This is a genomic window from Burkholderia sp. AU45274 (assembly GCF_030482505.1).
Lineage (GTDB): Bacteria > Pseudomonadota > Gammaproteobacteria > Burkholderiales > Burkholderiaceae > Burkholderia.
Genome location: NZ_JAUJQE010000001.1, coordinates 1015376 through 1040239, shown reverse-complemented (window position 1 = coordinate 1040239; position 24864 = coordinate 1015376). Strand labels below are relative to the sequence as shown.

23 protein-coding genes and 1 pseudogene are annotated in these 24864 nt (G+C 69.0%); 10 read left to right on the top strand and 14 right to left on the bottom strand.

The window, feature by feature from the left end:
- The first annotated feature begins 5 nt into the window (after positions 1-5).
- The 3 genes from QZM35_RS04710 (at position 6) to QZM35_RS04700 (ending at position 3899) form a co-directional block, all read left to right on the top strand.
- Positions 6-1193, top strand: coding sequence for a porin (locus QZM35_RS04710; RefSeq protein WP_089432551.1), 1188 nt, complete (start codon positions 6-8; stop codon positions 1191-1193).
- Between the two features lie 320 nt (positions 1194-1513).
- The gene (locus QZM35_RS04705; RefSeq protein WP_301775491.1) at positions 1514-3535 is read left to right on the top strand and encodes a BCCT family transporter; all 2022 of its coding nucleotides are present in this window, start codon (positions 1514-1516) and stop codon (positions 3533-3535) included.
- A 52-nt stretch (positions 3536-3587) separates the two neighbouring features.
- On the top strand, positions 3588-3899 hold the full coding sequence (locus QZM35_RS04700; RefSeq protein ID WP_089427709.1) for a hypothetical protein: 312 nt from the start codon (positions 3588-3590) through the stop codon (positions 3897-3899).
- Positions 3900-3998: 99 nt separating this feature from the next.
- Here the strand turns inward: QZM35_RS04700 and QZM35_RS04695 are convergent, their stop codons facing one another.
- Positions 3999-4847, bottom strand: a complete 849-nt coding sequence (locus tag QZM35_RS04695; RefSeq protein ID WP_301775490.1) for a class I SAM-dependent methyltransferase — start codon at positions 4845-4847, stop codon at positions 3999-4001.
- Positions 4848-5013: 166 nt separating this feature from the next.
- Here QZM35_RS04695 and QZM35_RS04690 point away from each other — a divergent pair, with 166 nt between their 5' ends.
- The 3 genes from QZM35_RS04690 to QZM35_RS04680 all read left to right on the top strand — a co-directional run bounded on the left by QZM35_RS04690 (position 5014) and on the right by QZM35_RS04680 (position 8244).
- Entirely contained in the window at positions 5014-6477 is a 1464-nt protein-coding gene (locus QZM35_RS04690; RefSeq protein WP_301775489.1) for a metallophosphoesterase, read from the top strand.
- Positions 6474-7871, top strand: a complete 1398-nt coding sequence (locus QZM35_RS04685; RefSeq protein WP_301775488.1) for a cytochrome-c peroxidase — start codon at positions 6474-6476, stop codon at positions 7869-7871. Before QZM35_RS04690 ends, QZM35_RS04685 begins: the two co-directional genes overlap by 4 nt.
- Before the next feature lie 97 nt (positions 7872-7968).
- A complete protein-coding gene (locus QZM35_RS04680) occupies positions 7969-8244 on the top strand; it encodes a hypothetical protein (protein ID WP_011355479.1) in 276 nt (91 codons plus the stop codon).
- 81 nt (positions 8245-8325) lie between these two features.
- Here QZM35_RS04680 and QZM35_RS04675 read toward each other — a convergent pair.
- The 9 genes and pseudogenes from QZM35_RS04675 to gtdA all read right to left on the bottom strand — a co-directional run.
- Positions 8326-8634 (bottom strand): annotated as a pseudogene (locus tag QZM35_RS04675) (PLP-dependent aminotransferase family protein); the annotation flags it as partial.
- Positions 8635-8667: 33 nt separating this feature from the next.
- On the bottom strand, positions 8668-9090 hold the full coding sequence (locus QZM35_RS04670) for a DUF6691 family protein (RefSeq protein ID WP_301775487.1): 423 nt from the start codon (positions 9088-9090) through the stop codon (positions 8668-8670).
- Position 9091: 1 nt separating this feature from the next.
- Positions 9092-9526 (bottom strand): YeeE/YedE family protein, encoded by a 435-nt coding sequence (locus tag QZM35_RS04665; protein ID WP_301775486.1) that lies wholly within the window; start codon positions 9524-9526, stop codon positions 9092-9094.
- Positions 9516-9866, bottom strand: a complete 351-nt coding sequence (locus QZM35_RS04660) for a helix-turn-helix transcriptional regulator (RefSeq protein WP_089427714.1) — start codon at positions 9864-9866, stop codon at positions 9516-9518. The genes QZM35_RS04665 and QZM35_RS04660 overlap by 11 nt, the downstream gene beginning before the upstream one ends.
- A 102-nt stretch (positions 9867-9968) precedes the next feature.
- Positions 9969-11330, bottom strand: a complete 1362-nt coding sequence (locus QZM35_RS04655; RefSeq protein ID WP_089429121.1) for an aromatic acid/H+ symport family MFS transporter — start codon at positions 11328-11330, stop codon at positions 9969-9971.
- Between the two features lie 79 nt (positions 11331-11409).
- A complete protein-coding gene (locus QZM35_RS04650) occupies positions 11410-12618 on the bottom strand; it encodes a 3-hydroxybenzoate 6-monooxygenase (RefSeq protein WP_301775485.1) in 1209 nt (402 codons plus the stop codon).
- A gap of 19 nt (positions 12619-12637) precedes the next feature.
- Entirely contained in the window at positions 12638-13279 is a 642-nt protein-coding gene (gene maiA, locus QZM35_RS04645; protein WP_301775484.1) for a maleylacetoacetate isomerase, read from the bottom strand.
- Positions 13280-13304: 25 nt separating this feature from the next.
- On the bottom strand, positions 13305-14003 hold the full coding sequence (locus QZM35_RS04640) for a fumarylacetoacetate hydrolase family protein (RefSeq protein ID WP_301775483.1): 699 nt from the start codon (positions 14001-14003) through the stop codon (positions 13305-13307).
- Between the two features lie 89 nt (positions 14004-14092).
- Positions 14093-15136, bottom strand: a complete 1044-nt coding sequence (gene gtdA / locus QZM35_RS04635; protein WP_301775482.1) for a gentisate 1,2-dioxygenase — start codon at positions 15134-15136, stop codon at positions 14093-14095.
- A gap of 164 nt (positions 15137-15300) precedes the next feature.
- On the opposite strand from gtdA, the gene QZM35_RS04630 reads away from it, so the two are divergent.
- Positions 15301-16245: a LysR family transcriptional regulator gene (locus QZM35_RS04630; RefSeq protein ID WP_089427719.1), complete on the top strand. Its 945-nt coding sequence runs from the start codon at positions 15301-15303 to the stop codon at positions 16243-16245.
- Positions 16246-16424: 179 nt separating this feature from the next.
- Here the strand turns inward: QZM35_RS04630 and QZM35_RS04625 are convergent, their stop codons facing one another.
- The 4 genes from QZM35_RS04625 to QZM35_RS04610 all read right to left on the bottom strand — a co-directional run bounded on the left by QZM35_RS04625 (position 16425) and on the right by QZM35_RS04610 (position 20172).
- Positions 16425-17693, bottom strand: a complete 1269-nt coding sequence (locus QZM35_RS04625; RefSeq protein ID WP_301775481.1) for an FAD/NAD(P)-binding oxidoreductase — start codon at positions 17691-17693, stop codon at positions 16425-16427.
- On the bottom strand, positions 17690-17923 hold the full coding sequence (locus QZM35_RS04620; RefSeq protein WP_012338331.1) for a 2Fe-2S iron-sulfur cluster-binding protein: 234 nt from the start codon (positions 17921-17923) through the stop codon (positions 17690-17692). Before QZM35_RS04620 ends, QZM35_RS04625 begins: the two co-directional genes overlap by 4 nt.
- Before the next feature lie 192 nt (positions 17924-18115).
- Positions 18116-19243: an FAD-binding oxidoreductase gene (locus tag QZM35_RS04615; protein ID WP_301775480.1), complete on the bottom strand. Its 1128-nt coding sequence runs from the start codon at positions 19241-19243 to the stop codon at positions 18116-18118.
- Positions 19240-20172 carry a 4-hydroxyproline epimerase gene (locus QZM35_RS04610; RefSeq protein WP_301775815.1) on the bottom strand — a complete coding sequence of 311 codons (933 nt, stop codon included), beginning with the start codon at positions 20170-20172 and terminating at the stop codon, positions 19240-19242. Before QZM35_RS04610 ends, QZM35_RS04615 begins: the two co-directional genes overlap by 4 nt.
- 251 nt (positions 20173-20423) lie before the next feature.
- Here QZM35_RS04610 and QZM35_RS04605 point away from each other — a divergent pair, with 251 nt between their 5' ends.
- The 3 genes from QZM35_RS04605 (at position 20424) to QZM35_RS04595 (ending at position 24863) form a co-directional block, all read left to right on the top strand.
- Positions 20424-21344 carry a dihydrodipicolinate synthase family protein gene (locus QZM35_RS04605; RefSeq protein ID WP_006484863.1) on the top strand — a complete coding sequence of 307 codons (921 nt, stop codon included), beginning with the start codon at positions 20424-20426 and terminating at the stop codon, positions 21342-21344.
- A 233-nt stretch (positions 21345-21577) separates the two neighbouring features.
- The gene (locus tag QZM35_RS04600) at positions 21578-23203 is read left to right on the top strand and encodes an APC family permease (RefSeq protein WP_301775479.1); all 1626 of its coding nucleotides are present in this window, start codon (positions 21578-21580) and stop codon (positions 23201-23203) included.
- 76 nt (positions 23204-23279) lie between these two features.
- Complete coding sequence (locus tag QZM35_RS04595) at positions 23280-24863, top strand: aldehyde dehydrogenase (NADP(+)) (protein WP_301775478.1); 1584 nt, start codon at positions 23280-23282, stop codon at positions 24861-24863.
- Position 24864: the final 1 nt, after the last annotated feature.

The window sequence follows — 24864 nt, the reverse complement described above, 5'->3', positions numbered from 1 at the left end:
CGTCAATGAAAGCACCCGTCAATCGCTATGCAATCCTGATTTTATCGGCCGCATCGCTCGGCACGACCGCCGCCCACGCGCAGAGCAGCGTGACGCTGTACGGCGTCGTCGACGATTCGCTCGCGTACGTGAACAACCAGCAGGGCCACTCGAACGTCTACATGCGCGACGGCAACCTGTATGCGTCGAAGTTCGGGCTACGCGGCGACGAGGATCTCGGCGGCGGCACGCATGCGATCTTCGACCTGCAGTCCGGCTTCAACCTGAACAACGGCGCGCAATCCGCCGCCGGCCTGATCTTCAATCGCCAGGCGTTCGTCGGCCTGCGCAACGATCACTACGGCACGATGACGGCCGGCCGCCAGTACACGCCCTACTTCCTGTTCGTCGGCCCGTACGCGTCGAGCAGCTGGCTGACCGGCGCGACGGGCGCGCATCCGGGTGACATCGACGGCCTCGACACGACGACACGCGTGAACAACTCGGTCACCTATACGTCGCCGACCTTCGCCGGGCTGACCGCCAGCGCGATGTATGCCTTCGGCGGCATTGCCGGCGCGACCGGCAAGGGCAACACGTTCAGCGCCGCGCTGCGTTATGCGAACGGGCCGATCGGCGTCGCGGCCGGCTACCTGCGCATCAACAGCTCGGGCTCGTCGGCGGGCTTCCTGAATCCGGCGACCGCCGCGTCGGGCAGCTTCGCGGTGTCGGTGCTGAACCAGGGCTACCTGACCGCGAAGGCCGTCGAGCAGGTCGCGGCGGCCGGCAACTACACGCTCGGCGACCTGACGATGGGTCTCAACTACTCGAACGTGAAGTACCTGCCCGGCAACGGCTCCGCGTTCACGGACACGGCCGTGTTCAACACCTACGGCGCGCTCGCCGCGTACCGCTTCACGCCGGTATTCTCGGTGGCCGGCGCGTTCGCGTACACGCTCGCGTCGAAGGCGAACGGCATCAACAGTGCGGCCCGCTACCAGCAGTATTCGCTGAAGGAGTCGTACAGCCTGTCGAAGCGCACGACGCTCTATGCGCTGCAGGCGTACACGCATTCGAGCGGGCAGACGCTCGGTGCGCAAGGCGCGGGCCACGTGATCGACGCGGCACCGATCGTCGGCGATTCGCAGCAGCTCACGCCGTCGACGACGCGCGGCCAGTTCGTCGGCATGGCCGGCATCGCCGTCACGTTCTGAACCCTCGCGGCAGCGCTTTCGGCGCGCTGCCCCTGCCCCGGACGACACGCGCATTTCCCGCATTCCACGCGCGCCGTCCGGGCGCCCGATAAACGTCCGCCACGGCGTTTGCCGCGCCCCGTCCGCCCGCCGGGCGAACCTCCCGGGTTTTCTCGATCCTCCCAATACCTTACAATTCGTCAGGTTCACCTCTTCTGCATGCCCCCTTCTTGCAGTCCTGACACCGCGGTACACTCGACGCACGCCGTATCAGGGTCCGACGCGCGACACGCGCGCCGGGCGGCGTCGCGCCTCGTTGCGCCCACAACTGGATGCCAGCCATGCCAGATTCCCGTCCCTCGCCCCGCACGACGTTCAAGCCGCAGGTCGTCCTGCCCGCGCTCGCGGTCATCGGCGCACTGCTCGTCGTGTGCGCACTGCACCCGAGCGAAGCCGGCGCGCTGTTCTCCGCCGGCCAGCAATGGGTCATCGCACGCTTCGACTGGTTCTACGTGCTCGCCGTCACCGGCTTCCTCGTGTTTCTCGTGCTGATCGCCGCCAGCGACTTCGGCAACATCCGGCTCGGCCCCGACGACGCCGAACCCGAATTCAGCTTCGTGTCGTGGACGGCGATGCTGTTCGCGGCCGGCATGGGTATCGGCCTGATGTATTTCGGCGTCGGCGAGCCGATGCAGCACTTCCTGAAGCCGCCGACCGTCGACCCCGGCACGCCCGCCGCCGCGCGCGAGGCGATGCTGATGACGTTCTTCCACTGGGGCTTCCACGCATGGGCGATCTACGGGTTGATGGGGCTCGTGCTCGCGTATTTCGGCTTCCGCTACAACCTGCCGCTGACGCTGCGCTCGGGGCTGTATCCGGTGCTGCGCGAGCGCATCAACGGCTGGATCGGCCACACGGTCGACGCGTTCGCGCTGGTCGGCACGGTCGCCGGCATCGCGACGACGCTCGGCTACGGCGTGATGCAGATCAGCGCCGGCCTGCACACGGTCGTGGGCTGGGACACCAGCGGCAACGCGTTCCGCATCGGGCTGGTCGTGCTGGTCGTGCTGCTCGCGGGTGCTTCCGCCGCGAGTGGCCTCGACAAGGGCGTGCGGCGGCTGTCCGAGCTGAACCTGCTGCTCGCGTTCCTGTTGCTCGCGTTCGTGGTCGTCGCGGGACCGACGTCGTTCCTGCTGCGCGCGCTCGGCGACAACATCGGCCAGTACCTGTCGCATCTCGTCGACCTGTCGTTCCGCACCTATGCGTACGCATCGCCGCGCGAGGAAGGCTGGTTCGGCGGCTGGACGATCCTTTACTGGGCATGGTGGGTATCGTGGTCGCCGTTCGTCGGCATGTTCATCGCGCGCATCTCGCGTGGCCGCACGATCCGTCAGTTCGTGATCGGCGTGCTGCTCGTGCCGACCGCGTTCAATCTCGTGTGGATGACCGTGTTCGGCAACAGCGCGATCTGGCTCGATACGCACGGCGCGGCCGGCGCGCTAGCGCAGACGGCCACCAACGTCGACGCGCTGCTGTTCCGCTTCTTCGATTTCCTGCCGCTGTCGCAAGGGCTGTCGATCGTCGCGATCGTGCTGATCGCGGTGTTCTTCGTCACGTCCGCCGATTCGGGCGCGTTCGTGCTCGACCAGATCGCGACGCGCGGCAACGCGCACTCGCCCGTGTGGCAACGGCTGTTCTGGGCCGCGCTGCTCGGCGTGACGGCCGCGGTGCTGCTCGTCGCCGGCGGGCTCGGCGCGTTGCAGGCGATGACGCTGATCGCCGCGCTTCCGGTGGCGATCATCATGCTCGCGCTCTGCTACGGGCTGTGGCGCGGGCTCGCGGCCGACCGCGCGCACTATTCGCAGGACATCGCGCCCGCGACGAGCTTCTGGACCGGCCAGCACTGGCGCCACCGCCTGACGCACATCCTGCGGCAGACGACCGAAGCCGAAGCGCGCCAGTTCGTCGCCGAGACGGTCGAGCCCGCGTTGCGCAAGGTCGCCGACGAGCTGCGCGCGAGCGGCGTCGATGCGAACGTGCAGCGCGACAGCGACGATGCCGTGCGGCTCACCGTGCCGACCGCCGACCACCGCGATTTCGTGTACGGCGTGCGCGTGACGGTGAAATCCGCGGCCGCGTTCCTGGTGCGCGAGGCAACCGAGCCGGAAGCGGAACGGGCCCACGTGTACGGGATCGTCACGTTCTTCGAGGACGGGCGGCTCGGCTACGACGTCGAATACCTGCGCGGCGACGAAGTGATTGCCGATGTGCTGCGCCAGTACGAACGCTACGTGTCGCTCGCGGCCGACAAGCGCACGCATCTGCTGAGCCGCGCGCCGGGGCATGCGACGGAGGCCGAATGAACTCCGCCCTTGCCATGCCGTGGCGGTTCGCCATCCACGATGGAGCGGCACGATGACCGGACTACTGCAAAGCCGCGCCTCCGACGTCATCGCGCTCGGCACGCTCGCCGTGCTCTATCTCAGCGGCGCCGGCATCGCGCTGTGGCGAATCCGGGCCGCGGCGCCCAGCGGCAAGGTCTACTGGATCGTCTGCGCGGCGCTGCTCGCCGGCGGCGCCATCGCGATGGGCGTCAACCTGTCGCCGGTGCCGGATACCGGGAACATGCCGCCCGGATTTGCACTCGGCGTCGAAGCCGTGCTGCTCGGTCTCGCCCTGGTCGCCGGCGGATGCGCGTGGTTGATGTTGCGCGCGCGGCGACACTGACGCGCGTGCGTCACGCGGCCCGGCTTCGTCCCGCGCGAACGGCCACGCGCGGGGCGAACCGGCCGGCCCTTCGTTGACCTGCCTCGTTACCGCAACGCGTTACGCGGACGGTGCCCGCGCCGTCACGAGCCAGCATGCCGCGTCGAAGCGCACATCGGCACCCTCAACGTAACGCGCGAACGCGGCACGCATCGTGTCGACCACGCGCCGCCGGGTCGCCTCGTCCACCGCCAGCAATGCCAGCCCGACCGGGCCCAGCCGCGAGATGTAGTCGTCCAGCGCGGAAGCAGGCAGCGCGCACGCCAGATCGACCGGCTCGATCACGATGTCCGCCCAGCCGCTGTCCGACAGCACCGACGCAACGCGCTGCCGGTCGCCGAACGCGAATTGCCCAGGCGCGCCGGGCCGCCGGGCGGGCAGGTTCGTCAGCAACGGCGCAGCGGCCCGCTCGGCGATCGTCATGAACGGATTGTCGGCCGCGCTGCGCCATGCGACGAACCGCATCTGCGCATTCGGCCGTGCCGCATGCCGCAGATTCTCAAAAGCACGAACCGGATCGTCGAAGAACATCACACCCAGGCGCGACACGATCAGGTCGACGCTCGCGGGCTCGAACGCGTGGGTCTGCACATCCGCGCGCACGAAACGGGCGTGAACGCTGCTGCGTTCGGCACGCGCCTGCGCGGCGTCGATCATCCGGGCCGAGATATCGATGCCCGTGCATTGCGCGTCCGCCGCTAGCCGCCGCGCAATCGCGAGCGTGACCGCGCCCGTGCCGCAGCCGACGTCGAGCACGCTGCGCGCGGACGACGTGGCCGCCGCATCCACGAGCAACTTTTCCAGCGGCTCGAACATCCGGTCGATCGGCGCCTGCGTGTCGACCCACGCGCGCCCCGACGGGCCGTTCCAGAGCACGGATTGTTCGTCATTGGGCAGGCTGGTTTCCATCGTCGATTCCCCTTCTGGCTCATTGATCGTGCCTCGCACTTTGCTGCTTCAAGCCGGCTTGAGGTCAAGCCCCCGGGCCGTGCTCAAGCGCCCTGTCGCGCCCGGTTTTTTCATATTTCTTACATTCGCGCTGCGTATCGTTGACGACTTTCCTACGGTGCCTCCCATGCGACGACTCCTCACGCGCGCGCTGCTCATGCGCTGCGCTCCCCTTGCTGCCCTCGCCGCGCTGTCCGCGTGCTCGAACCACATCGATTCGCCGGCCGATCCGGCGAGCGCATCGGCCAACGTCCAGGCCGCATGGGTTGAGATCGGCGAGTCGAACCAGGCGATCGCGCGCGTCATCACGAACTACACACCCGCGTCGGCCGGCGATCCGCTGTGCCCGCAACTGACCGTCGACGGCAAGCTGTCGCGCATGGCCGTGCGCGCGGGCGCCGCGACCGTCGCCCAGCGGCCCACCGCCAGCGATCCGTCCGATTCGAAGCCGTCGAGCTTCCCGGTGTCCGTCTGCGAGATGACGCTGCCGGCCGGCGCGCAGGCGGCGAGCGTCGCGGGCCGCACGCTGCCGCTGCCGAAGGCGCAGCCGCAACGCATCGCGATCATCGCCGATACCGGCTGCCGCATGAAGAAAGCCGACAACGCGTGGCAGGCGTGCAACGACGCGACGGTGTGGCCGTTCGACACGATCGCGGCCAGCGTCGCGAAGCTGTCGCCCGACCTCGTGATGCACATCGGCGACTACCACTATCGCGAGAACGCGTGCCCGCCGGACATCGCCGGCTGTAAGGACAGCCCGTGGGGCTATGGCTGGGATACGTGGCAGGCCGACCTGTTCCGCCCGGCCGCGCCGCTGCTCGCGAAGGCGCCATGGGTCGTCGTGCGCGGCAACCACGAGGAGTGCGCGCGGGCGGGCCAGGGCTGGTTCCGCTTCCTCGATCCGCGCCCGTATTCGGCCGCGCGCTCGTGCGACGATCCGGCCAACGACAACAACGCGAACTATTCGGAACCCTATGCGGTGTCGCTCGGCGGCGGCTCGCAGGTGATCGTGTTCGACACCGCGAAGGTCGGCCGCACGCCGCTCAAGACGACCGACGCGCAATTCGGCATCTACCAGAAGCAGTTCCAGACGGTCGCCGCGCTCGCGTCGAAGGCCGGCATGACGACGACGATCTTCACGAACCACCATCCGATCCTCGCGTTCGCGCCGATCGCCGGCAGCACGCCCGCGCCGGGCAACCTCGCGCTGCAGTCGGTGATGTCGAGCCTCAACGCGCAGGCGTACTACCCGCCCGGCGTGCACGTCGCGCTGCACGGGCACGTGCACGACTTCCAGGCAATCAACTTCTCGTCCGGGCATCCCGCGACGATCGTGTCCGGCAACGGCGGCGACAATCTCGACGTCGCGCTGCCCGACCCGTTCCCGGCCGGCCTGACGCCCGCACCGGGCGCCGTGATCGAACGGCTGTCGCACAACAACAGCTTCGGCTTCCTGATCATGGAACGTCGCGCCGCCCCGGCGACCGGCTGGGTGTTCCACGCGTATTCGGCGGCCGGCAAGCTGCTCGCGTCGTGCGACCAGTCGGGCACGACGCTCGCCTGCGACAAGACGGGGTTCATTGCGCCGTGAGTGAAGGGGTTCGATGTGACGGCCGCCATGCGGGCGGCCTGCAAACGCTGCGCACGCTAGCCACGGCGGTCGTATTCACCGGCCTGACGCTCGCGGCTCACGCCGCGCCGGCCGAAACGGTCCTGCTCCCCGGCGCGCCGCCTTCGCGAGTGGTCGACACGATCGGCAACGGCACGCCGCAGGTGACGGGCAAGATCGATGCGGCGACCGCCCGCTTCGCGCCCGACCCGACGCTCGTCGCGCTCGGCCGCCGGATCTTCTTCGATCCGCGGCTGTCCGAGCCGCGCGGCATGTCGTGCGCGGGCTGCCACGATCCGGGCCGCGCGTTCGCGCCGACGCTGTCGCCCGCCTCGCTCGCGGGGCCCGGTGTGCCGGAAGGCAGCCGGCCCGGGCGTTTCAGCCAGCGCAACGCGCCGTCGCTGCTCTATGTGCGTTACGTGCCGCGCCGCCACTTCTACCAGGATGACGACGCACCCGCGCCGTCGCCGTTCGGCGGCCTGTTCAGCGATGGCCGCGCGGATACGCTCGCCGAGCAGATCCGCGGGCCGCTGTTCGATCCGAACGAGATGAACAACCGGTCGCCGGCCGCGCTGCTGCGCAAGGTCGACGCGACCGAACTCGCGCCCGATCTCGCCGCACGTTTCGGCGCGCCGGTGCGGCGCGATCCCGAGCAACTGGTGCATGCGATGGGCCTGGCCGTCGAGGCCTATCTGCAGAGCGACGAGATGGCGCCGTTCACGTCGCGTTTCGATGTTTTCCTGCGCACGCGCAAGCCACTCGCGCCGGCCGAAATGCGCGGCCTCGCGCTGTTCCGGAATCCCGACAAGGGCAACTGCATGAGCTGCCATACGCTGTCGGAGACGTCGAGCCGCCCGGAGCGTTCGCTCTTCACCGATTTCGGCTACGACGCGATCGCGGTGCCGCGCAACCGCGCGCTGCCGGCGAACCGCGATCCGCGCCATTTCGACAACGGGCTGTGCGACACCGCACGGCGGCTGCGCTGGCCCGAGCCGACGCAATGGTGCGGCTACCTGCGCACGCCGGGGCTGCGCAACGTCGCGGTCAAGCAGACGTTCATGCACAACGGCGTGTTCACGACGCTGCGCGACGCGGTCGCGTTCTACAACACGCGCTCGACCGACCCGGGCTTCTGGTATCACGGGGCCAGAACGTTCGACGACGTGCCGGCCGCCTACCGCGGCAACATCAACGTCAACTCGACGCCGATGAACCGTCGGCCGGGCACGCCACCCGCACTGAGCGACGCGGAAATCGACGACATCGTCGCGTTCCTCGGCACGCTGACCGACGCGCGCTACACGAAGGTTGCGGCTCCTGTGGCGCCCGCCGCTCCTGCTGGCCGGATCACGCGAACCACCGTACCGGCTCGCTGACCCTGGCCGAACGGCCAGCCGCATGCGCACCCGCTTGCGGTCACCGCAAACACTGGTTATATTTACAGTACTGTATTTATGAACAGTGAGGTGCGCGATGGAACATCTGGTCCGTATCGTCAACGAAGCTGATCGCCAAGTGCTGGCGTGGCTCCGCGCTCAGGTCGGTGATGCCCGCGTCGAGCGCGCGGCTCGCCAGCTCGGGCATACGCGCAAGCCCTTCCCGTCCGCCGTATGCCGGTATCTGGGCATGAGCGCACCGGCCACGCTGCGCCAGGCCGAACGGCCGCGCGCCGCTCGCGATTTCTCGGTCGGCGATCGTTACCTGTCGTTGATCCGCCAGCACCTCGCCACGCACTCGGCCAGCCGATGAAATGGCGACGGCTGGCCGCGTCGGTGGCCCGGAAAGCCGGAGGGCCTGCGAATTCGCTGGCCCGGCCGGCCGACACCATGCTTACGTGGCTGCGGTGGCTTCCCGTACGAGGCGGCCGAGCGTTTCAAATGCCGCTTCGTGCGCCGCATCGAACTCGCGCGTGCAAGCGCGCCGGATATAGCGGTCGAAGCGGTCGGAATTCGAGAAGATCGAGCCGGGTGCGATCCTGACTCCGTGCGCGAGCGCGGCGTCGAACAGCGCCTCGGAGCGCATGCCGTCCGGCAGCGCGATCCACAGCAGCATCCCGCCCGGCGGCTGGTTCATCCGCGTTCCGGCCGGGAAATGCCGCGCAATCGCATCGGTCGTCACGTCGCGCTGCACGCGCAACCGCCGCACCCTGCCTGGCACGCAGCGGCCCCGACATCACCGCACACTCCTGCGCCGCTCGACCCACTCGAACACCGCCATCCCTACCAGCATCGCGACGACGAACACGATCCCCTTCGCCGACCCGAAGCCGATCGACACGATCGCGGGCCCCGGGCAGAACCCGGCGATCCCCCAGCCGATGCCGAACACCGCACTTCCGGCAACCAGCCGCACGGTGATCGCGCGCACGGCCGGCAACTGCATCGGCAAGCCGAGCCACGTCCGCGTCCGGTGCTTCGCCCAGGCGAACGCGAACACGGCCACGCCCGTCGCGCCGGCCATCACGAACGCGAGCGACGGATCCCAGCGGCCCGCCAGGTCGAGAAAACCGAGCACCTTCTGCGGATTGGCCATGCCCGACACGATGAGGCCGGTGCCGAACAGCAGCCCCGCCAGAAACGCGAATCCTGCCTGCACGTCAGCCTCCCAGCACGTGCCGTCGCACGAAGACGGTCGCGAAGCCTGCGACCATGAAGACTACCGTCGCGACCGCCGAGCGCAACGCACCGCGCGACATCCCGCACACGCCGTGGCCGCTCGTGCAACCGCCCGCATAGCGCGTGCCGACGCCGACCAGCAGCCCGGCCGCCACCAGTTCGACCCAGCCTGCATCGACAAGCGGCGTCATACGATTCCCTGCGACGTACATCACAAGCGGCGCGGCGATCAGCCCGGCGACGAACGCAGCGCGCCAGTCGCGCTCGCCCGCGCGTGCCGTGAGCAGACCGCCGACGATGCCGCTGATGCCGGCAATCCGGCCGTTGAACGCGACGAGCCACGCGGCCGCGAGCCCGATCAGGACGCCGCCGGCCAGCGACAGCCACGGCGTGAAATGAAGCGCATCAAGCTGCATCGCGCCGCCCCTTCGCGGCCGGGCCGCAGAACTGTTCGTACAACACGCCCATCACCGCGATCGCGGCCGGGCTGTCGAGCGAATAGTGGATGTTCTTGCCCTCGCGGCGCGTGCGAACCAGCGCGTTGTCCCGCAACACGCCGAGCTGCTGCGACAGGGTCGGCTGGCGGATATCCAGCGCCGTCTCGAGATCGCTGACGCACCGCTCGCCTTGCGACAGTTCGCAGAGCAGCAGCAGCCGGTCGGGATTCGACATCACCTTGAGCAGCGCGCAGGCCGATTCGGCAGCCGCACGCATCGGGTCGGGTTCCGGCAACCCGGTGGAAAGATCGTCGTTCATCGGCGCAGGGACACAATTAAAGAATCAATATTATATTGATTTATATAATGATGTTCCCCGCGGTTTACCGGCAGAGGCAGGCGGCCTTGCCCCCTCCTTCGCTCAGGCCTGCTTGCCCGCCATCGCCTTCGCGGCAGTTACGCGCGTCGAATCGGCGCGAACCACACCGAGCGCCAGCACCGCCATCCCCGCGATCACGCACGGCACCGCGACGACGGCGAACGCTGTCGACAACGGCACGCCCATCGCGAGCATTGCGCCGCCCGCCATCGATCCGACGACCGAGCCGCCACGGCCGATCCCGTTCGCCCAGCTCACGCCGGTGGTGCGGCACTCGGTCGGATAGAACGCGGCCGACAACGCGTTCGCGCCGACCTGAGAACCCGACACGCAAAAGCCGGCCGCGAACACGGCGAGCGCGGCGCCCCACGGCGATGCGGCAAACACGCCGATCGCGGCGACGAACACACCGGCCGCCGCATAGCTGCAGGCCAGTACACGATGCGGATCGAAACGGTCCATCAAGCCGCCGAGGACGATCGCGCCGAGCGTGCCGCCGATCTGGAACATCGCGGTGACGCGTGCGGCCGTCTGCAGCGTCGCGCCGGTCGTGCGCAGCAGCGTCGGCAGCCAGCTCGACAGCAGGTAGATCACGAGCAGGCTCATGAAGAACGTGAGCCACAGCAGCAGCGTGCCGCGCAGCAGGTCGGCACCGAACAGGCGGCCAAGCGGCGACCCGGCCGGCTTGCCGTCGGGCGCGATGAACGAAGCGTTCGCAAGATGCGGATCGGGTGCGATGCGCCCCAGCATCGCCGCGATCCGTTCGCGCGCCGCACCTGCGTTGACGAGATAGCGCACCGATTCCGGCAGCCGCCACGCGAGCACCGGCAGCAGCAACAACGGCGCGGCCCCGCCGACGACGAGCACCGCGCGCCAGCCGTGGTGTTCGATCAACGACGCAGCCGCGAGCCCGCCGAGCGCGGAGCCGATCGTGAAGCCGCAGAACATCGTCGTCACCAGCAGCGAACGGCGCCGCGCCGGGCAGTATTCGGACGTGAGCGTGATCGCATTGGGCATCGCGCCACCGAGCCCGAGCCCGGTCACGAAGCGCCACGCGATCAGCTCGGTCAGGCCGCCCGCGCTCGCCGACGCGGCGCTCGCGATGCCGAAGCACGCCACGCAGGCGAGCAGCAGCCGCTTGCGGCCGAACCGGTCGCCGAACGGCCCGAACACGAGCGCGCCGGCCATCAACCCGGCGAGCCCCGCGCCGAACACCGGTGCGAGCTGCGCGGGCGACAGCCCCCATTCCGCGCGGATGACGGGGGCGATGAACCCGATCGATGCGGTATCGAAACCGTCGATCGCGACGATCAGAAAGCACAGGACGACGATCGCGGCCTGAAACGGCGCCACGCGATGCCGGTCGATCCATTCGCTGACGTCGATGGACAGCGTATCGGCCATGATGATGTCTCCTCCAGGAAGGCGGTCGCGCGTCGTGTCGTTGAAATGCGCGCCGCCGGAATCGGCCAACCGCGCCGCGTTACGCGACGGACTTCAGGCAATCCTCCGCGCGCCAGCCGTGCAGCCAGTCGAGCGCGTCGTAGAACTGCGCCTGCGTGCGGCCGACCCAGAGGCCGTTGCGCACCTGCCGCTCGACGCCCTTAGCGTGATAGATCCGCCCCATCTCGCGCGCCGAATACAGCACGCGCGCGGTGCGCGGAATCCGCACACGTTCGTACAGCGCGAACGCGGCCTCGAAGTCGCCATCGGTCCGGGCGACGGCCGCACCGAGCGTCACCGCGTCCTCGAGCGCCTGGCACGCGCCCTGCGCGATGTATTGCGTCATCGGATGCGCGGCGTCGCCGAGCACCGTTGCACGGCCTTCGCTCCAGCGTTCGACCGGATCGCGATCGGCGGTCGCCCAGCGCTTCCACGACGTCGGCCGGTCGAGCATCTGCTTCGGCAGCGGATGGACGCCGTCGAAGTACGACAGCACTTCTTCCTTGCTGCCCTCGCGCACGCCCCAGGTTTCCTGCTCGCGGCTGTGGAACGTGACGACGAGGTTGTACTGCCGCCCGCCGCGCAGCGGGTAGTGGACGAGATGGCAATGCGGGCCGGCCCACACGACCGGCGCATTGATCTGCAGGTCCTGCGGCATGTTGTCGACGTCGACCACCGCGCGATACACGACGTGGCCCGTCACGCGATGCGCGTCGCCGATCAGCGCTTGACGGATCGCGGATTTCACGCCGTCGCAGCCGATCACCGCATCGGCGCGATAACGTTCGCCGTGCTGGTCGGTCACGGTCACGCCGTTGCCGTCCTGCTCGAAGCCGCACACCTGCGTGCTCGTCCGGAATTCGATCAGCGGATGATCCTTGACCGCCTCGTAGATCGACAGGTGAATGTCCGCGCGATGAATCACCGCATACGGATTGCCGAAGCGCTCGCGGTACGCGGCGCCCGTATCGACGCGCGCCACCTCGCGCGCATCGACCGCATCCATCAGTTGCAGCCAGTCGGTGAACACCGCCCGGCCGCGCGCGGCCTCGCCGACACCCAGCGCGTCGAGCGCGTTGAATGCGTTCGCCGCGAGCTGGATCCCCGCGCCGATCTCGCCGATCCGGTCGGCCTGTTCGAGCAGCTTCACGCGGATGCCCTGGCGCGCGAGCGCGAGCGCCGTCGCGAGCCCGCCGATGCCGCCGCCGATCACCAGCACGCGCCGGCCGTTGTGTTGTGTCTCGCCCATGTCTGTCTCCTGCTTCGTGTTACGCGACGTAATCCGGTTGCCGCTGCGGTTGCGCGGCCTCGAACGCCGGCTCGTGCCGCGCGTGTTCATATACCGCGAGGCTGCGCGGATACGTGCTCAAGTCGCAATCCATCCGCAACGCGTTCGCGACCTGCGGCACGAGGCATACGTCGGCGAGCGTCGGCGTGTCGCCGAAGCACCACGGGCCGTCGTCCGCGCGCGCGAGCAGCCGCTCGACGGCGGCCATCCCTTCCGCGATCCAGTGCCGGTACCACGCGGTCTTCTGCTGCGGCGTGACCTTCAACTCGGTGTCGAGATAGCGCAGCACGCGCAGGTTGTTGACCGGATGGATGTCGCATGCGATCAGCGTCGCGAGTTCCAGCACGCGCGCACGATGGTGCAGTTCGAGCGGAATCAGTCGAGGCGTCGGCTGGATCTGGTCGAGGTAATCGAGGATCGCGAGCGACTGCCCGAGACGAAAATCCCCATCGACCAGCGCCGGCACCGCGGCCGACGGGTTCACGTTCGCGACGTACGCCGCCTCGCGATGCTCGCCGGTGCGGATGTTCACCGGCAGCGTGTCGTACGGCAGCCCTTTCAGCGCGAGCGCGATGCGCACCCGGTAGGACGTCGAACTGTTGAAGAAGCTATGCAGTTGCACGATGTCGCCTTTCGATGAAGATGCGTCAGACCACGCGCACGGTCAGCTCGCCGAGCCGTTCGACGCCGACCTTCATCACGTCGCCCGCGACCACCGCGCCGACGCCTTCGGGCGTGCCCGTGAAGATCACGTCGCCCGGTTCGAGGCGGAAGAACTTCGACAGGTCGGCCACCGTTTCCGCGACCGACCAGATCAGGTGCGACACGTCGCTCTTCTGCTTCGTCGCATCGTTGACGGTCAGCCACAGGCCGCCCTGTTCGAAGTGACCGACGTCGCTCGCCGGATGCACGGACCCGATCGGCGCCGAGCGGTCGAATGCCTTGCCGATTTCCCACGGACGGCCCATCTCGCGCATCTTCATCTGCAGGTCGCGGCGCGTCATGTCGAGGCCGACCGCGTAGCCCCACACGTGTTCGAGCGCGTGCTCGAGCGGGATGTCCGAACCGCCCTTGCCGATCACCGCGACAAGCTCGGCTTCGTAGTGATAGTTCTGCGTCTGCGACGGATAGGCGAGGTCGAGCGTGTCGCCGTACGCGACCGGCACGATCGAGTCGGCCGGCTTGCAGAAGAAGAACGGCGGCTCGCGATCGGGATCGAAGCCCATTTCACGTGCATGGGCCGCGTAGTTGCGACCGACGCAATACACACGGCGTACCGCGAACTGCGCGTCGCTGCCGGCAACGGGGAGCGCCACGGGCGCTTCGGGCGGGAAAACGAAAGTCATGAATGGCTCCAGCGTCAATACGAATGAAGGGGCGCGCCGCCGCAGCGACGCACGGGAAACGGGAAACGAATCGTCGAAACCGGCCGGCGTCAGTCGCGCGCTTCGCGCAGCAGGTTCAGCGCGGACAGCACAGGCCGGTCGGAATAGCTGAACAGCACGCTGTCGGACGACGCAGACAGCCGCACCGGCGCCCACGACGGCGCGACGAAGATGTCGTGCGGCTCGAATTCGAATGCATTGCCGCCGATATGCGCGGTGCCGCGGCCTTCGACGACGCAGTAGATCGTCGCGTCGGTGCTGCGGTACGTGCGGCCGTCGAAACCGGCCGGCAGGAACTGCATGAAGGTCGCGATCGTCGGCATCGGCCAGCCGCCCGTCGCGGGGTTGACGTAGCGCAGCTTCACGCCGTCCCACGCGTCGAGCTCGCCGTTCCGGTACAGCGCGTCGAGCGCTTCGCGGGTGCGGGCATACGGGTAGCTGAACACCGGCGACGTCGGATCGCTCACGCGATGCCGCACCGGCACCATGTTGTGACCGAAGCGCGCGAAGCTGTCGCCTTCCGGGCGATTCACCGGCTGCACGGCTTCCGGGTAGTTCTCCGCGAAGCCTGCGTCGAGATTCGCGAGCAGCGGGATGTCGAGCCCGTCGAGCCATACGACCGGCTCGCCGCCCGCTTCCTCCGACGGGTTGCCGTGGTCATGCCAAGCCCACGACGGCGTGATGATGAAGTCGCCCGGATGCATCGTCGTGCGTTCGCCGTTCACGGCCGTCCACGCGCCACGCCCTTCGACGATGAAGCGCAGCGCCGACTGCGTGTGCCGGTGGCTTGGCGCGATCTCGCCCGGCAGGATCAGCTGCAGGCCCGCGTACAGGGTCGGCGTCATGCTCGACTTGCCGGGCAGCCCCGGGTTCTCCAGCACCAGCACCCGGCGCACGGCTTCTTCCGCGCTGATCACGCTGCCGGCCTGCATCACGAGGTCGCGCACCTGCGCGTACTTCCAGATCGCGGCCTGCGCGGCCGGCTGCGGAGTTTTCGGCACGAGGTTGTGCAGCGATTCCCACAGCGGCGCCAGGCGTTGCTCGGCGATCCGTGCGTAGTAGGCGGCGCGCGACGCGTCCGGGTGGGTCGTCATGATGTCTCCTTGGAGTCGGCCGATCGGCGTCGGCGCTATGTCGGGGCGGGAACCGTGCTGCAGTCCGTTAGTGGATTTATATTCGACCAAGACATACCCGGTAAAATGGTCAAATCATCTGATTCATATGTTTCTGGATATACCTACTCGCGACGAGGCATGCGATGGACTGGACCCACCGGCTGCGACTGCGGCATCTGCAGGTACTGTTGAGCCTTGCCGGCACCGGCAATCTGAGCCAGTCGGCGGTCGCGCTCGCCACCACGCAGCCCGCGCTGTCGAAATGGCTGAAGGAACTGGAAGAGGATGTCGGGCTGCCGCTGTTCGAACGGCATGCGCGCGGCCTGCGGCCGACGCCGTACGGCGAAGCGCTGATCGAGCATGCGCGCCGCGTCGAAGCGCAGCTCGACGTCGCACGTGACGACATGGCTGCGCTGCGGGAAGGCGGCAGCGGCCTCGTGACGATCGGCACGTCCGGCGTGGCGGCGGCCGACACGGTGCCGCTCGCGGTGTCGCAGTTGCTGAAACGGATGCCGCGAGCGCAGGTGCGGATGACCGAAAGCACGATGAACCAGCTGATGCCGCAGCTCGCACGCAGCGAACTGGATATCGTCGTGGGCCGCTCGGGATCGACATCCGTCGATCCGCTGCTGCATGCCGAAGCGCTGTATGTCGATCCGGTCGTGTTCGTCGCGCGGCCCGGCCACGCGCTCGCCGGTGCGACGTCGGTCGGCTGGGACGACGTGCTCGCCTACTCGTGGATCGTGTGGCCGTCGGGCACGCCCGTGCACAACGCGCTGGAGGCCGCGCTGTCGGCCGCCGGCCGCGTGCGGCCGCCGCACTGCGTCGAATCGAATTCGTCGATCCTCAACCTCACGCTGCTGAACAACACCGACCTGCTCGGCGTGGCATCGCACCGCGCTGCGCAGCGCTTCGCGCAATTGAACGCGATCCGGATCCTGCCGATGCAGCTCGAGGGCCAGGGCGCGGTGTCGATGTATTGGCACCCCGACAGCGCGAATCGCGCGGCCGTGGCCGCGACGATCGAGTGCCTGCGCGCCTGTGCGGCGCCGCAGGTCGGCGGATGGGAGAAAGTGAAGGTGGAATGAATGGCGCGGCCCGGTGTCAACCGGGCCGTGTTGCCGTGTTGCCGTGTTGCCGTGTTGCCGTGTTGCCGTGTTGCCGTGTTGCCGTGTTGCCGTGTTGCCGTGTTGCCGTGTTGCCGTGTTGCCGTGTTGCCGTGTTGCCGTGTTGCCGTGGTGCCGTGGTGCCGTGGTGCCGCGACGCGTCACGCGCCGTCGCAGGATGCCGTGCCGTCCAGCATCAACGTACCGACCCGCGCGGGCACGAGCGGCGTACGCGGCATCGGCGGCGTCCAGCCGAACAGCGCCTGCGCAGCCGCGCTACACACGCGCCCCTGACACGCGCCCATCCCGCAACGTGACTGCAGTTTCGCGGCCGTCCAGCCCGGCGCTTGCGCGACGGCGTCGAAACGCACGTCCTCGCAACGGCACAGCAACGTGTCGGCCCGCGCGAGCCGGCGGATCGGTTCGCGGATCGCGAAACGCTCGCGTACGGCATCGGCAAACACCTGCCAGTGCGCCCGTTGCGTAACCAGCGCGGCCAACGGCGCCGTCTGCCCGGTCGCCGCCAAACCGGCGATTTCGCCTTCGACCATCGCCAGTTCGCTGCCGCCGACGCCCGTACACTCACCCGCCGCAAAAAACCCATCGCGGCTCGTGCGCTGGTGCACATCGACCGCCACCGCGCCATCGTCGATCCGGCAGCCGAGATGACTGGGCAGCACGGTGTTCGGCACGAGGCCGAAGCCGCACGCGAGCCGGTCGCAGTCGACGTCGAACTCGCGATCGCCCTGACGAATCCGCACGCGTTCGAGCCGCTTGTCGCCGAACGCCTCGACGACATGCGCATCAGGCCGATAGGCGGCGGTGACGAGCTTCGCGGCCTGCGCGAGCTTCGACGGCCAGCGCCACAGCCCTGCCCCGAAACCGGCCACGTCGCCCCATGCGGCCTGTTCGAGCACGTGCGACACGCGCGCGCCAGCCTGACGGGCCGTCGCCGCGCTCGCCAGCAGCAGCGGCCCGCTGCCCGCGATCACCGTGCGCTGCCCGCGCACGTCGAGGCCGTACTTGATCAACGCCTGCAAGCCGCCCGCGCCGGTGACACCCGGCAGCGTCCAGCCCGGAAACGGCAACAGCAGCTCGCGTGCGCCGCAGCAGAGAATCAGCGTGCGGAAATCAAGCAACAGCCCGCGTTCGTCGTCTTCGAGCAGCAGCGTGCCCGGCTGCGTTTCGGCGACGATGCGCGTCGCCGAAAGATGCGTGACGTTCGGCTGCCGCAATACGGCGAGCCGCTCGGCGGCGGCCGGCGTCGGCATCGCCGCTGCGCCTTGCCGCCAGATCTGCCCGCCCGCACGCGGGTTGTCGTCGACGATCGCAACCGTCGCACCGCTGCGCGCGGCGGCCCGCGCGGCCGACAGCCCGGCCGGCCCCGCGCCGACGATCGCGACGTCGACGCTCAGTCGTTCCTGTTTCATCGCGTGCGCTCCACCTGCATGCCGTCGCGGCACAGCGTCTGGCAGGCCAGCCGGCGACGGCCATCGATCGTCATCCTGCACTCCTGGCAGATTCCCATCCCGCAAAACGGCGCACGCGCCGCACCCGTGCACGACACGCGCGTCGTGTCGTCGCCGCTCGCCGCGACGGCGGCCGCGACGGTCGCGCCGTCGGCCACCGTCAGCGCGCGGCCGTCCAGATGAATGATCATGTCAGCCTCCGCCGGGCCGCCCCAAGGAGGCTGACCGCCCCCGCGGGGGGCAGCGAACGATGAGAGCGTGGGGGTCGTTTCATCTCAGCCTCCGCCGGGCCGCCGCTGCGAGGGGCGCCGTGCATGGGACGGGAGTCAGCTCTGAAGCGCCAACACCGGTCGACAGCGAACGAAGAGAGCGTGGGGGTCGTTTCATGTCAGCGCTCCGGCTACGAGGGACGCGCTCAGAAAGCGTCCCGGCAAATACGGTTCGATATCGATGGGCGGCCGTTCGCCGGCCATCAGCGCCGCGACGAGCCGCGCGCTGCCCGGCGCGGTCGTCACGCCGAGCCCTTCATGCCCGACCGCGAGCCACACGCCCGGCCGCGCCGGATGCTCGCCGAGCAGCGGCAGCCCGTCGGGGCTCGCGGAACGGAACCCCGTCCATGCGCGGATCCCGTTCAGGTCGGCCAGGTCCGGCAGATAACCCACCGCGCGGCGCAGCATGCGCGCGAGCACGGGCGGGTCGACTTGCGCGTCCTCGGTGTCGAACTGGCGCGACGAACCGATCAGCAACTGGCCGGTCGGCCGCGGCTGCACGTTGAACGCGACCGACGTGCCGTCGCTCGCATGCGCGCTCGCCGCATAGCCCAGCTCGACGAGCTGGTGCGACACCTGGCCCGGATAGCGGTCGGTAATCAGCAGATGGCCCTTTTTCGGGCGCAGCGGCAACTCGGGCAGCAGCGTGCGCGCGGCGACGCCGTTCGCGACGACCACCCGCTCCGCGCGCAGCGTGTCGCCGCTCGCGAGCGTCACGCACGGGCCGTCGACCGCGACGGCCCGGTCGCGCCGCAACGTGATGCGCGGCGCGCGCTGCAGCAGCCAGTTCGCGGTGACGGGCGCATAGAGGATCGCGTCGCCGGGAATCTTCAGCGCACCGCCGAGGCCCGCGCGCAGCATCGGCTCCAGCCGCGCGAGCGTCGCCGCGTCGATCAGCTCGCCCGCCACGCCATGCGCGGCCAGCGTCGCCTGCTTCGCGCGCGCCAGATCCATTTCGTGCGCATCGGCGGCGAGCCACAACGTGCCGCAGTTGCGGTACGCGCACCCTTCCGGCATCTCGCCGCTCAGCGCGCGCCACAGTTCGATCGAGTAATGGCTGAGCGCGAGTTCGGCCGCGTTGTCGTCCATTGCGACGAGATGCCCCATGCCCGCGCCGGTTGCCCCGCCGCTCGCGTCGTCGACGACGAGCACGCGCAGCCCGCGCTGCGCGAGTTCGTGCGCGCACGCCGCGCCGACGATGCCGGCGCCGATCACGACGACATCCGTCTTCGTGTCGCTCACGGCGCAATACCCCAGCCGAATGGATCGTCTTCCTCGATCAGCAGCGTCGCTTCCGCGCTCAGGTGCGCGCTGCCGCGAATCGTCGGCACGATGCCGCCGTCGGCCACTTCGTAGCTCGCCTGGAACACGCTGCCGATCACGCTCGCCTGCCGCCATACGGCGCCCGGCGCGAGCTTGCCGTCGGCCGCGAGGCACGCAAGCTTCGCGCTCGTGCCGGTGCCGCACGGTGAGCGGTCGTACGCGAGGCCCGGGCACAGCACGAAGCTGCGGCTGTCGTGCTCGGGATCGTCGGCGAACAGCTCGATATGGTCGATCTCGCCGCCGTTCGCGCCGGTGATGCCCGCGCGTTCGAGCCCTTCGCGCACGGCCGACGCATACGCGGTGAGCGCCGCGACGTTGTCGCCGGCAACGCGCTGCCCATGGTCGCTGATCAGGAAGAACCAGTTGCCGCCCCACGCGACGTCGCCCTTCACGGGGCCGTAACCCGGCACGTCGAGCGCGACGCCTTTCGCATGGCGATACGCAGGCACGTTGCGCACGCTGACCGACAGGTCGTCGTGCAGGGTCGCCTCGACGGTGCCGACGGGCGTCTCGATCCGGTGCACGCCGGGCGCGATGCGCCCCATATGGTGCAGCGTGCGCACGACGCCGATCGTACCGTGCCCGCACATCCCGAGATAGCCGCTATTGTTGAAGAAGATCACGCCGGCCGCCGCCTCGGGCGACACGGGTTCGCACAGCAGCGCACCGACCAGCACGTCGCTGCCGCGCGGTTCGAGAATGCAGGCGGTGCGGTAGCGGTCGTGCTCGCGCGCGAGCACGTCGCGGCGCTCGGCCATGGTGCCGCTGCCGAGCGCGGGGAAACCGGACACGACGAGCCGAGTGGGTTCGCCGCCCGTGTGCGAATCGATGATCTGGATGCGCTTCATCATGAGCCGTCCGAAGTGGGGAAAGGAGCACAGCTTCCTCCGTCGCGCGTCCGCCCGCTTGTGGCTTTTCGATGAGGACGACGACGAAATCGGCATAGTGCGAAGCGCCCTTCCCGCGCCGTCCGGCCGCTGTGCCGATTTCGTCATTTTGCTCCGCGATACGACTCAAGCGTGATGGGCATTTGCGCGGCGATACTGGTTGCCACACCGACACCTGTCGGCCGACCGATACAAACACGTAGGAGATTGAAGTGAGCCGAAACGCCATTCAGTGGACCGGGGTTTTCCCGGCCGTCAGCACCCAGTTCAAGCCGGACTTTTCCCTCGACATCGATGCCACGCACCGCGTGGTGAAGAACCTGGTGAACGACGGCGTATCGGGCCTCGTGGTCTGCGGCACGGTCGGCGAGAACACGTCGCTGTCGACGAGCGAGAAGCTCCAGGTGATCGAGGCCGCACGCGACGCGGCCGGCGGCAAGATTCCGGTGATCGCCGGCATCGCCGAATTCACGACCGAATTCGCGCGCAACACGGTGCGTGAGGCGCAGCGCGTCGGTGTCGACGGCGTGATGGTGATGCCCGCGCTGGTCTACTCGGCGAAGCCGCACGAAACCGCCGCGCACTTCCGCGCGGTCGCAACCAGCACCGACCTGCCGGTGATGGTCTACAACAACCCGCCGATCTACAAGAACGACGTGACGCCCGACGTGCTGATCGCGCTGCAGGATTGCGAGAACATCGTCTGCTTCAAGGATTCGTCAGGCGATACGCGCCGTTTCATCGACCTGCGCAACGCCGTCGGCGATCGCTTCGTGCTGTTCGCGGGCCTCGACGACGTCGTGGTCGAGAGCATCGCCGTCGGCGCCGAAGGCTGGGTGTCGGGCATGTCGAACGCGTTCCCGAAGGAAGGCGAGACGCTGTTCCGCCTCGCGAAGCAAAAGCGCTTCGACGAAGCGCTCGCGCTGTATCGCTGGTTCATGCCGCTGCTGCACCTCGACGCGCGCCCCGACCTCGTGCAGTGCATCAAGCTGTGCGAAGAGCTGGTCGGCCGCGGCAGCGCGATCACGCGCCCGCCGCGCCTCGCGCTGCAGGGCGACACGCTCGCGGAAGTGAAGGCCATCGTCGCGAAGGCGCTCGAAACGCGCCCGGCGCTGCCCGACGTCGGTCTCTGACCGACTTCCCCTGCGGCGGCACGCGGGCTTTCCCCCCTGCGCGCCGCCGTCTTCGGTCCGGCATGGCCTGCGGGCCCGTTCATACCGGCGCCCGAGCGCGCCGCGCGTGAACGCCCCGCAGCCCGCCCCGGTCGTTCGAACCGGGCGACGCCGGCCGGCAGGCTGGCGCCGCTGCTCCGTCGGAGCGCGGCGCACCTCGAGCCTGTGCCGACATTCCTCCAGGAGACACGCCCATGCCAGGCCAAGGCAACGCTCACCCGTCTATCCCGCTTTCCCGTTCCGCGCACCCCGACGCGGGTCACGGCAAGTTCAAGAAACAGCTGTCGCTGACCGATCTCACGTTCATCGGTCTCGGCGCCATTTTCGGTTCGGGGTGGCTGTTCGCCGCGAGTCACGTGTCGACGATCGCGGGGCCGGCCGGCATCTTCTCGTGGCTGCTCGGCGGCTTCGCGGTGCTGCTGCTCGGCATCGTCTACTGCGAACTCGGCGCCGCGCTGCCGCGCGCGGGCGGCGTCGTGCGCTACCCGGTGTTCTCGCACGGCCCGCTGCTCGGCTACCTGATGGGCTTCATCACGCTGATCGCCTTTTCGAGCCTGATCGCGATCGAAGTCGTCGCCGCGCGCCAGTATGCGGCCGCGTGGTTTCCAGGCCTGACCGTCGCAGGATCGAGCGACCCGACCACGCTCGGCTGGCTCGTGCAGGCCGCGCTGCTGGGCTTCTTCTTTTACCTGAACTATTCGAGCGTGAAGACGTTCGCGAAGGCGAACAACATCATCAGCCTCTTCAAGTTCATCGTGCCGCTGGCGGTGATCGCCGTGCTGTTCACGTTCTTCAAGCCCGCGAACCTGACGATCCAGGGCTTCGCGCCGTTCGGCATGCCGGGCATCGAGATGGCCGTGTCCGCGGGCGGCATCATCTTCGCGTACCTCGGGCTCACGCCGATCGTGTCGGTCGCGAGCGAGGTGCGCAATCCGCAGCGCACGATCCCGATCGCGCTGATCCTGTCGATCCTGCTGTCGACGCTGATCTACGTGCTGCTGCAGCTCGCGTTCATCGGCAGCATCCCCACCGACATGCTCGCCGCCGGCTGGCACGACGTGAGCAAGGCGTTCTCGCTGCCGTACCGCGACATCGCGCTGGCGCTCGGCGTCGGCTGGCTCGCGGTGATGGTCGTCGCCGACGCGATGATCTCGCCGAGCGGCTGCGGCAACATCTACATGAACGCGACGCCGCGCGTGGTCTACGGCTGGGCGAAGACGGGCACGTTCTTCAAGGTGTTCACGCGCGTCGACGAAGCGTCGGGCATTCCGCGCGCGGGCCTGTGGCTCACGTTCGGCCTCGCGATCTTCTGGACGCTGCCGTTCCCGTCGTGGGAAGCGCTGATCAACATCGTGTCGGCCGCGCTGGTGCTGAGCTATGCGGTCGCGCCGGTGTCGGTCGCCGCACTCCGCCGCACCGCGCCGGATCTCCCCCGGCCGTTCCGCGCGAGCGCGTTCGGCATCACCGGCCCCGCGTCGTTCGTGATCGCCGCGCTGATCGTCTACTGGTCGGGCTGGAGCACGGTGTCCTGGCTGCTCGGCCTGCAGATCGTGATGTTCGTGATCTATCTCGCGTGCCGTCGCTGGGTGCCGACCGCGCACCTTAGCCTCGCCGAGCAGGTGCGCTCGTCCGCGTGGCTGATCGCGTTCTATGCCGCGATGATCGTGCTGTCGTATCTCGGCGGCTTCGGCGGCACGGGCCAGCTTGCCCATCCGTACGACACAGTCGTCGTCGCGGCCGTCGCGCTCGTCATCTATTACTGGGGGGCGAACACCGGCGTGCGCTCGGAGAAGCTGCAACTCGACGACGACGAGGACTGACGCACTCGCTCCTTTTCCCATGATCCCTTCGGCCGGGCGCTCCACGCCCGGCTCCTGTCTTTTTCCGAGGAAAACCATGCAACTCACAGGTCAGCTCCTGATCGGCCCGTCCGCCGTCGCCGGACAGAACGGCACCCTCCACGCGATCGCCGCCGCCACCGGCGAACGGCTCGAACCCGCCTTCGGCGGTGCGAGCCCGCACGACCTGGAGACGGCCTGCGCGCTCGCCGACGACGCCTTCGACACCTATCGCGAAACGTCGCTCGAAGCCCGCGCCGCGTTTCTCGACGCGATCGGCCGCCACATCATGGCGCTCGGCGACGACCTGATCGAGCGCTGCGTCATCGAAACGGGCCTGCCGCGCGCGCGCATCGAAGGCGAGCGCGGCCGCACGGTCGGCCAGCTCGCGCTGTTCGCGTCGCTCGTGCGCGACGGCGCCTTTCTCGACGCGCGCATCGATCCGGCGCGCCCCGAGCGCAAGCCGCTGCCGCGCGTCGACCTGCGCCTGCGCAACGTCGCGGTCGGGCCCGTCGCCGTGTTCGGTGCGTCGAATTTCCCGCTCGCGTTCTCGGTCGCCGGCGGCGATACCGCGTCGGCGCTCGCGGCCGGCTGCCCGGTGATCGTCAAGGCGCATTCGGCGCATCCGGGCACCTCGGAACTCGTCGGCCGCGCGATCCAGCAAGCCGCGCGTGAATGCGGGATGCCGGCCGGCGTGTTCTCGCTGCTGTTCGACGCGTCGCGCGAGATCGGCCAGGCGCTCGTCGCCGATCCGCGCATCAAGGCCGTCGGCTTCACCGGCTCGCGCCGCGGCGGCGTCGCGCTGATGCACATCGCGGCCGCGCGCCCCGAGCCGATTCCCGTCTATGCGGAAATGAGCTCGATCAATCCCGTGCTGCTGTTTCCCGCCGCGCTCGACGCGCGCCGCGATGCGATCGCGCCGCAGTTCGTCGCGTCGCTCACGCTCGGCGCCGGTCAGTTCTGCACGAACCCGGGCCTCGTGCTCGCCGTCGACGGGCCCGGGCTGCGCGCGTTCGAGGAAACGGCCGCCGCTGCGGTGCGTGCCGCGCCCGCGCAAACGATGCTGACGCCGCCCATCCACGCCAGCTACGAACAGGGCGTCGCGGCGCTGCGCGATCACGCGGCCGTCGAGCTGCTCGCACAAGGCGCCGAAGGCAACCGCCTGCAGGCCCGCGCGGCGCTGCTCGCGACCTCGGCCGACGCGTTCGTCGCGCATCCCGAATTGCGAGAAGAAGTGTTCGGCCCCGCTTCGCTGATCGTGCGTTGCCCGGACGCCGACACGCTGCATCGCGTGCTGAAGTCGCTCGAAGGCCAGCTGACGATCGCGGCACACCTCGCCGATGGCGACGCGCCGCTGTTCGCCGCGCTGCGCCCGCTGCTCGAGCGCAAGGCCGGCCGCATTCTCGTCAACGGCTTCGGCACGGGTGTCGAGGTCGGCCATGCGATGGTGCACGGCGGCCCGTTCCCGGCCACGTCCGATACGCGCACGACGTCCGTCGGCGCACGCGCGATCGAGCGCTTCCTGCGCCCGGTGTCGTATCAGGACCTGCCTGATGCGCTGCTGCCGGACGCGATCCGCAACGGCAATCCGCTGAACGTGCCGCAACGTATCGACGGCGTGCCCGCGCCGCGGGAGGCGTGAC

What these genes read in the sequence shown, in the direction of transcription:
- QZM35_RS04710 (WP_089432551.1), top strand. Translation starts at nt 6, where the DNA reads ATGAAAGCACCCGTCAATCGCTATGCAATCCTGATTTTATCGGCCGCA.
- QZM35_RS04705 (WP_301775491.1), top strand. Translation starts at nt 1,514, where the DNA reads ATGCCAGATTCCCGTCCCTCGCCCCGCACGACGTTCAAGCCGCAGGTC.
- QZM35_RS04700 (WP_089427709.1), top strand. Translation starts at nt 3,588, where the DNA reads ATGACCGGACTACTGCAAAGCCGCGCCTCCGACGTCATCGCGCTCGGC.
- QZM35_RS04695 (WP_301775490.1), bottom strand. Translation starts at nt 4,847, where the DNA reads ATGGAAACCAGCCTGCCCAATGACGAACAATCCGTGCTCTGGAACGGC.
- QZM35_RS04690 (WP_301775489.1), top strand. Translation starts at nt 5,014, where the DNA reads ATGCGACGACTCCTCACGCGCGCGCTGCTCATGCGCTGCGCTCCCCTT.
- QZM35_RS04680 (WP_011355479.1), top strand. Translation starts at nt 7,969, where the DNA reads ATGGAACATCTGGTCCGTATCGTCAACGAAGCTGATCGCCAAGTGCTG.
- QZM35_RS04665 (WP_301775486.1), bottom strand. Translation starts at nt 9,526, where the DNA reads ATGCAGCTTGATGCGCTTCATTTCACGCCGTGGCTGTCGCTGGCCGGC.
- QZM35_RS04660 (WP_089427714.1), bottom strand. Translation starts at nt 9,866, where the DNA reads ATGAACGACGATCTTTCCACCGGGTTGCCGGAACCCGACCCGATGCGT.
- QZM35_RS04655 (WP_089429121.1), bottom strand. Translation starts at nt 11,330, where the DNA reads ATGGCCGATACGCTGTCCATCGACGTCAGCGAATGGATCGACCGGCAT.
- QZM35_RS04650 (WP_301775485.1), bottom strand. Translation starts at nt 12,618, where the DNA reads ATGGGCGAGACACAACACAACGGCCGGCGCGTGCTGGTGATCGGCGGC.
- QZM35_RS04640 (WP_301775483.1), bottom strand. Translation starts at nt 14,003, where the DNA reads ATGACTTTCGTTTTCCCGCCCGAAGCGCCCGTGGCGCTCCCCGTTGCC.
- gtdA (WP_301775482.1), bottom strand. Translation starts at nt 15,136, where the DNA reads ATGACGACCCACCCGGACGCGTCGCGCGCCGCCTACTACGCACGGATC.
- QZM35_RS04630 (WP_089427719.1), top strand. Translation starts at nt 15,301, where the DNA reads ATGGACTGGACCCACCGGCTGCGACTGCGGCATCTGCAGGTACTGTTG.
- QZM35_RS04625 (WP_301775481.1), bottom strand. Translation starts at nt 17,693, where the DNA reads ATGAAACAGGAACGACTGAGCGTCGACGTCGCGATCGTCGGCGCGGGG.
- QZM35_RS04620 (WP_012338331.1), bottom strand. Translation starts at nt 17,923, where the DNA reads ATGATCATTCATCTGGACGGCCGCGCGCTGACGGTGGCCGACGGCGCG.
- QZM35_RS04610 (WP_301775815.1), bottom strand. Translation starts at nt 20,172, where the DNA reads ATGAAGCGCATCCAGATCATCGATTCGCACACGGGCGGCGAACCCACT.
- QZM35_RS04600 (WP_301775479.1), top strand. Translation starts at nt 21,578, where the DNA reads ATGCCAGGCCAAGGCAACGCTCACCCGTCTATCCCGCTTTCCCGTTCC.
- QZM35_RS04595 (WP_301775478.1), top strand. Translation starts at nt 23,280, where the DNA reads ATGCAACTCACAGGTCAGCTCCTGATCGGCCCGTCCGCCGTCGCCGGA.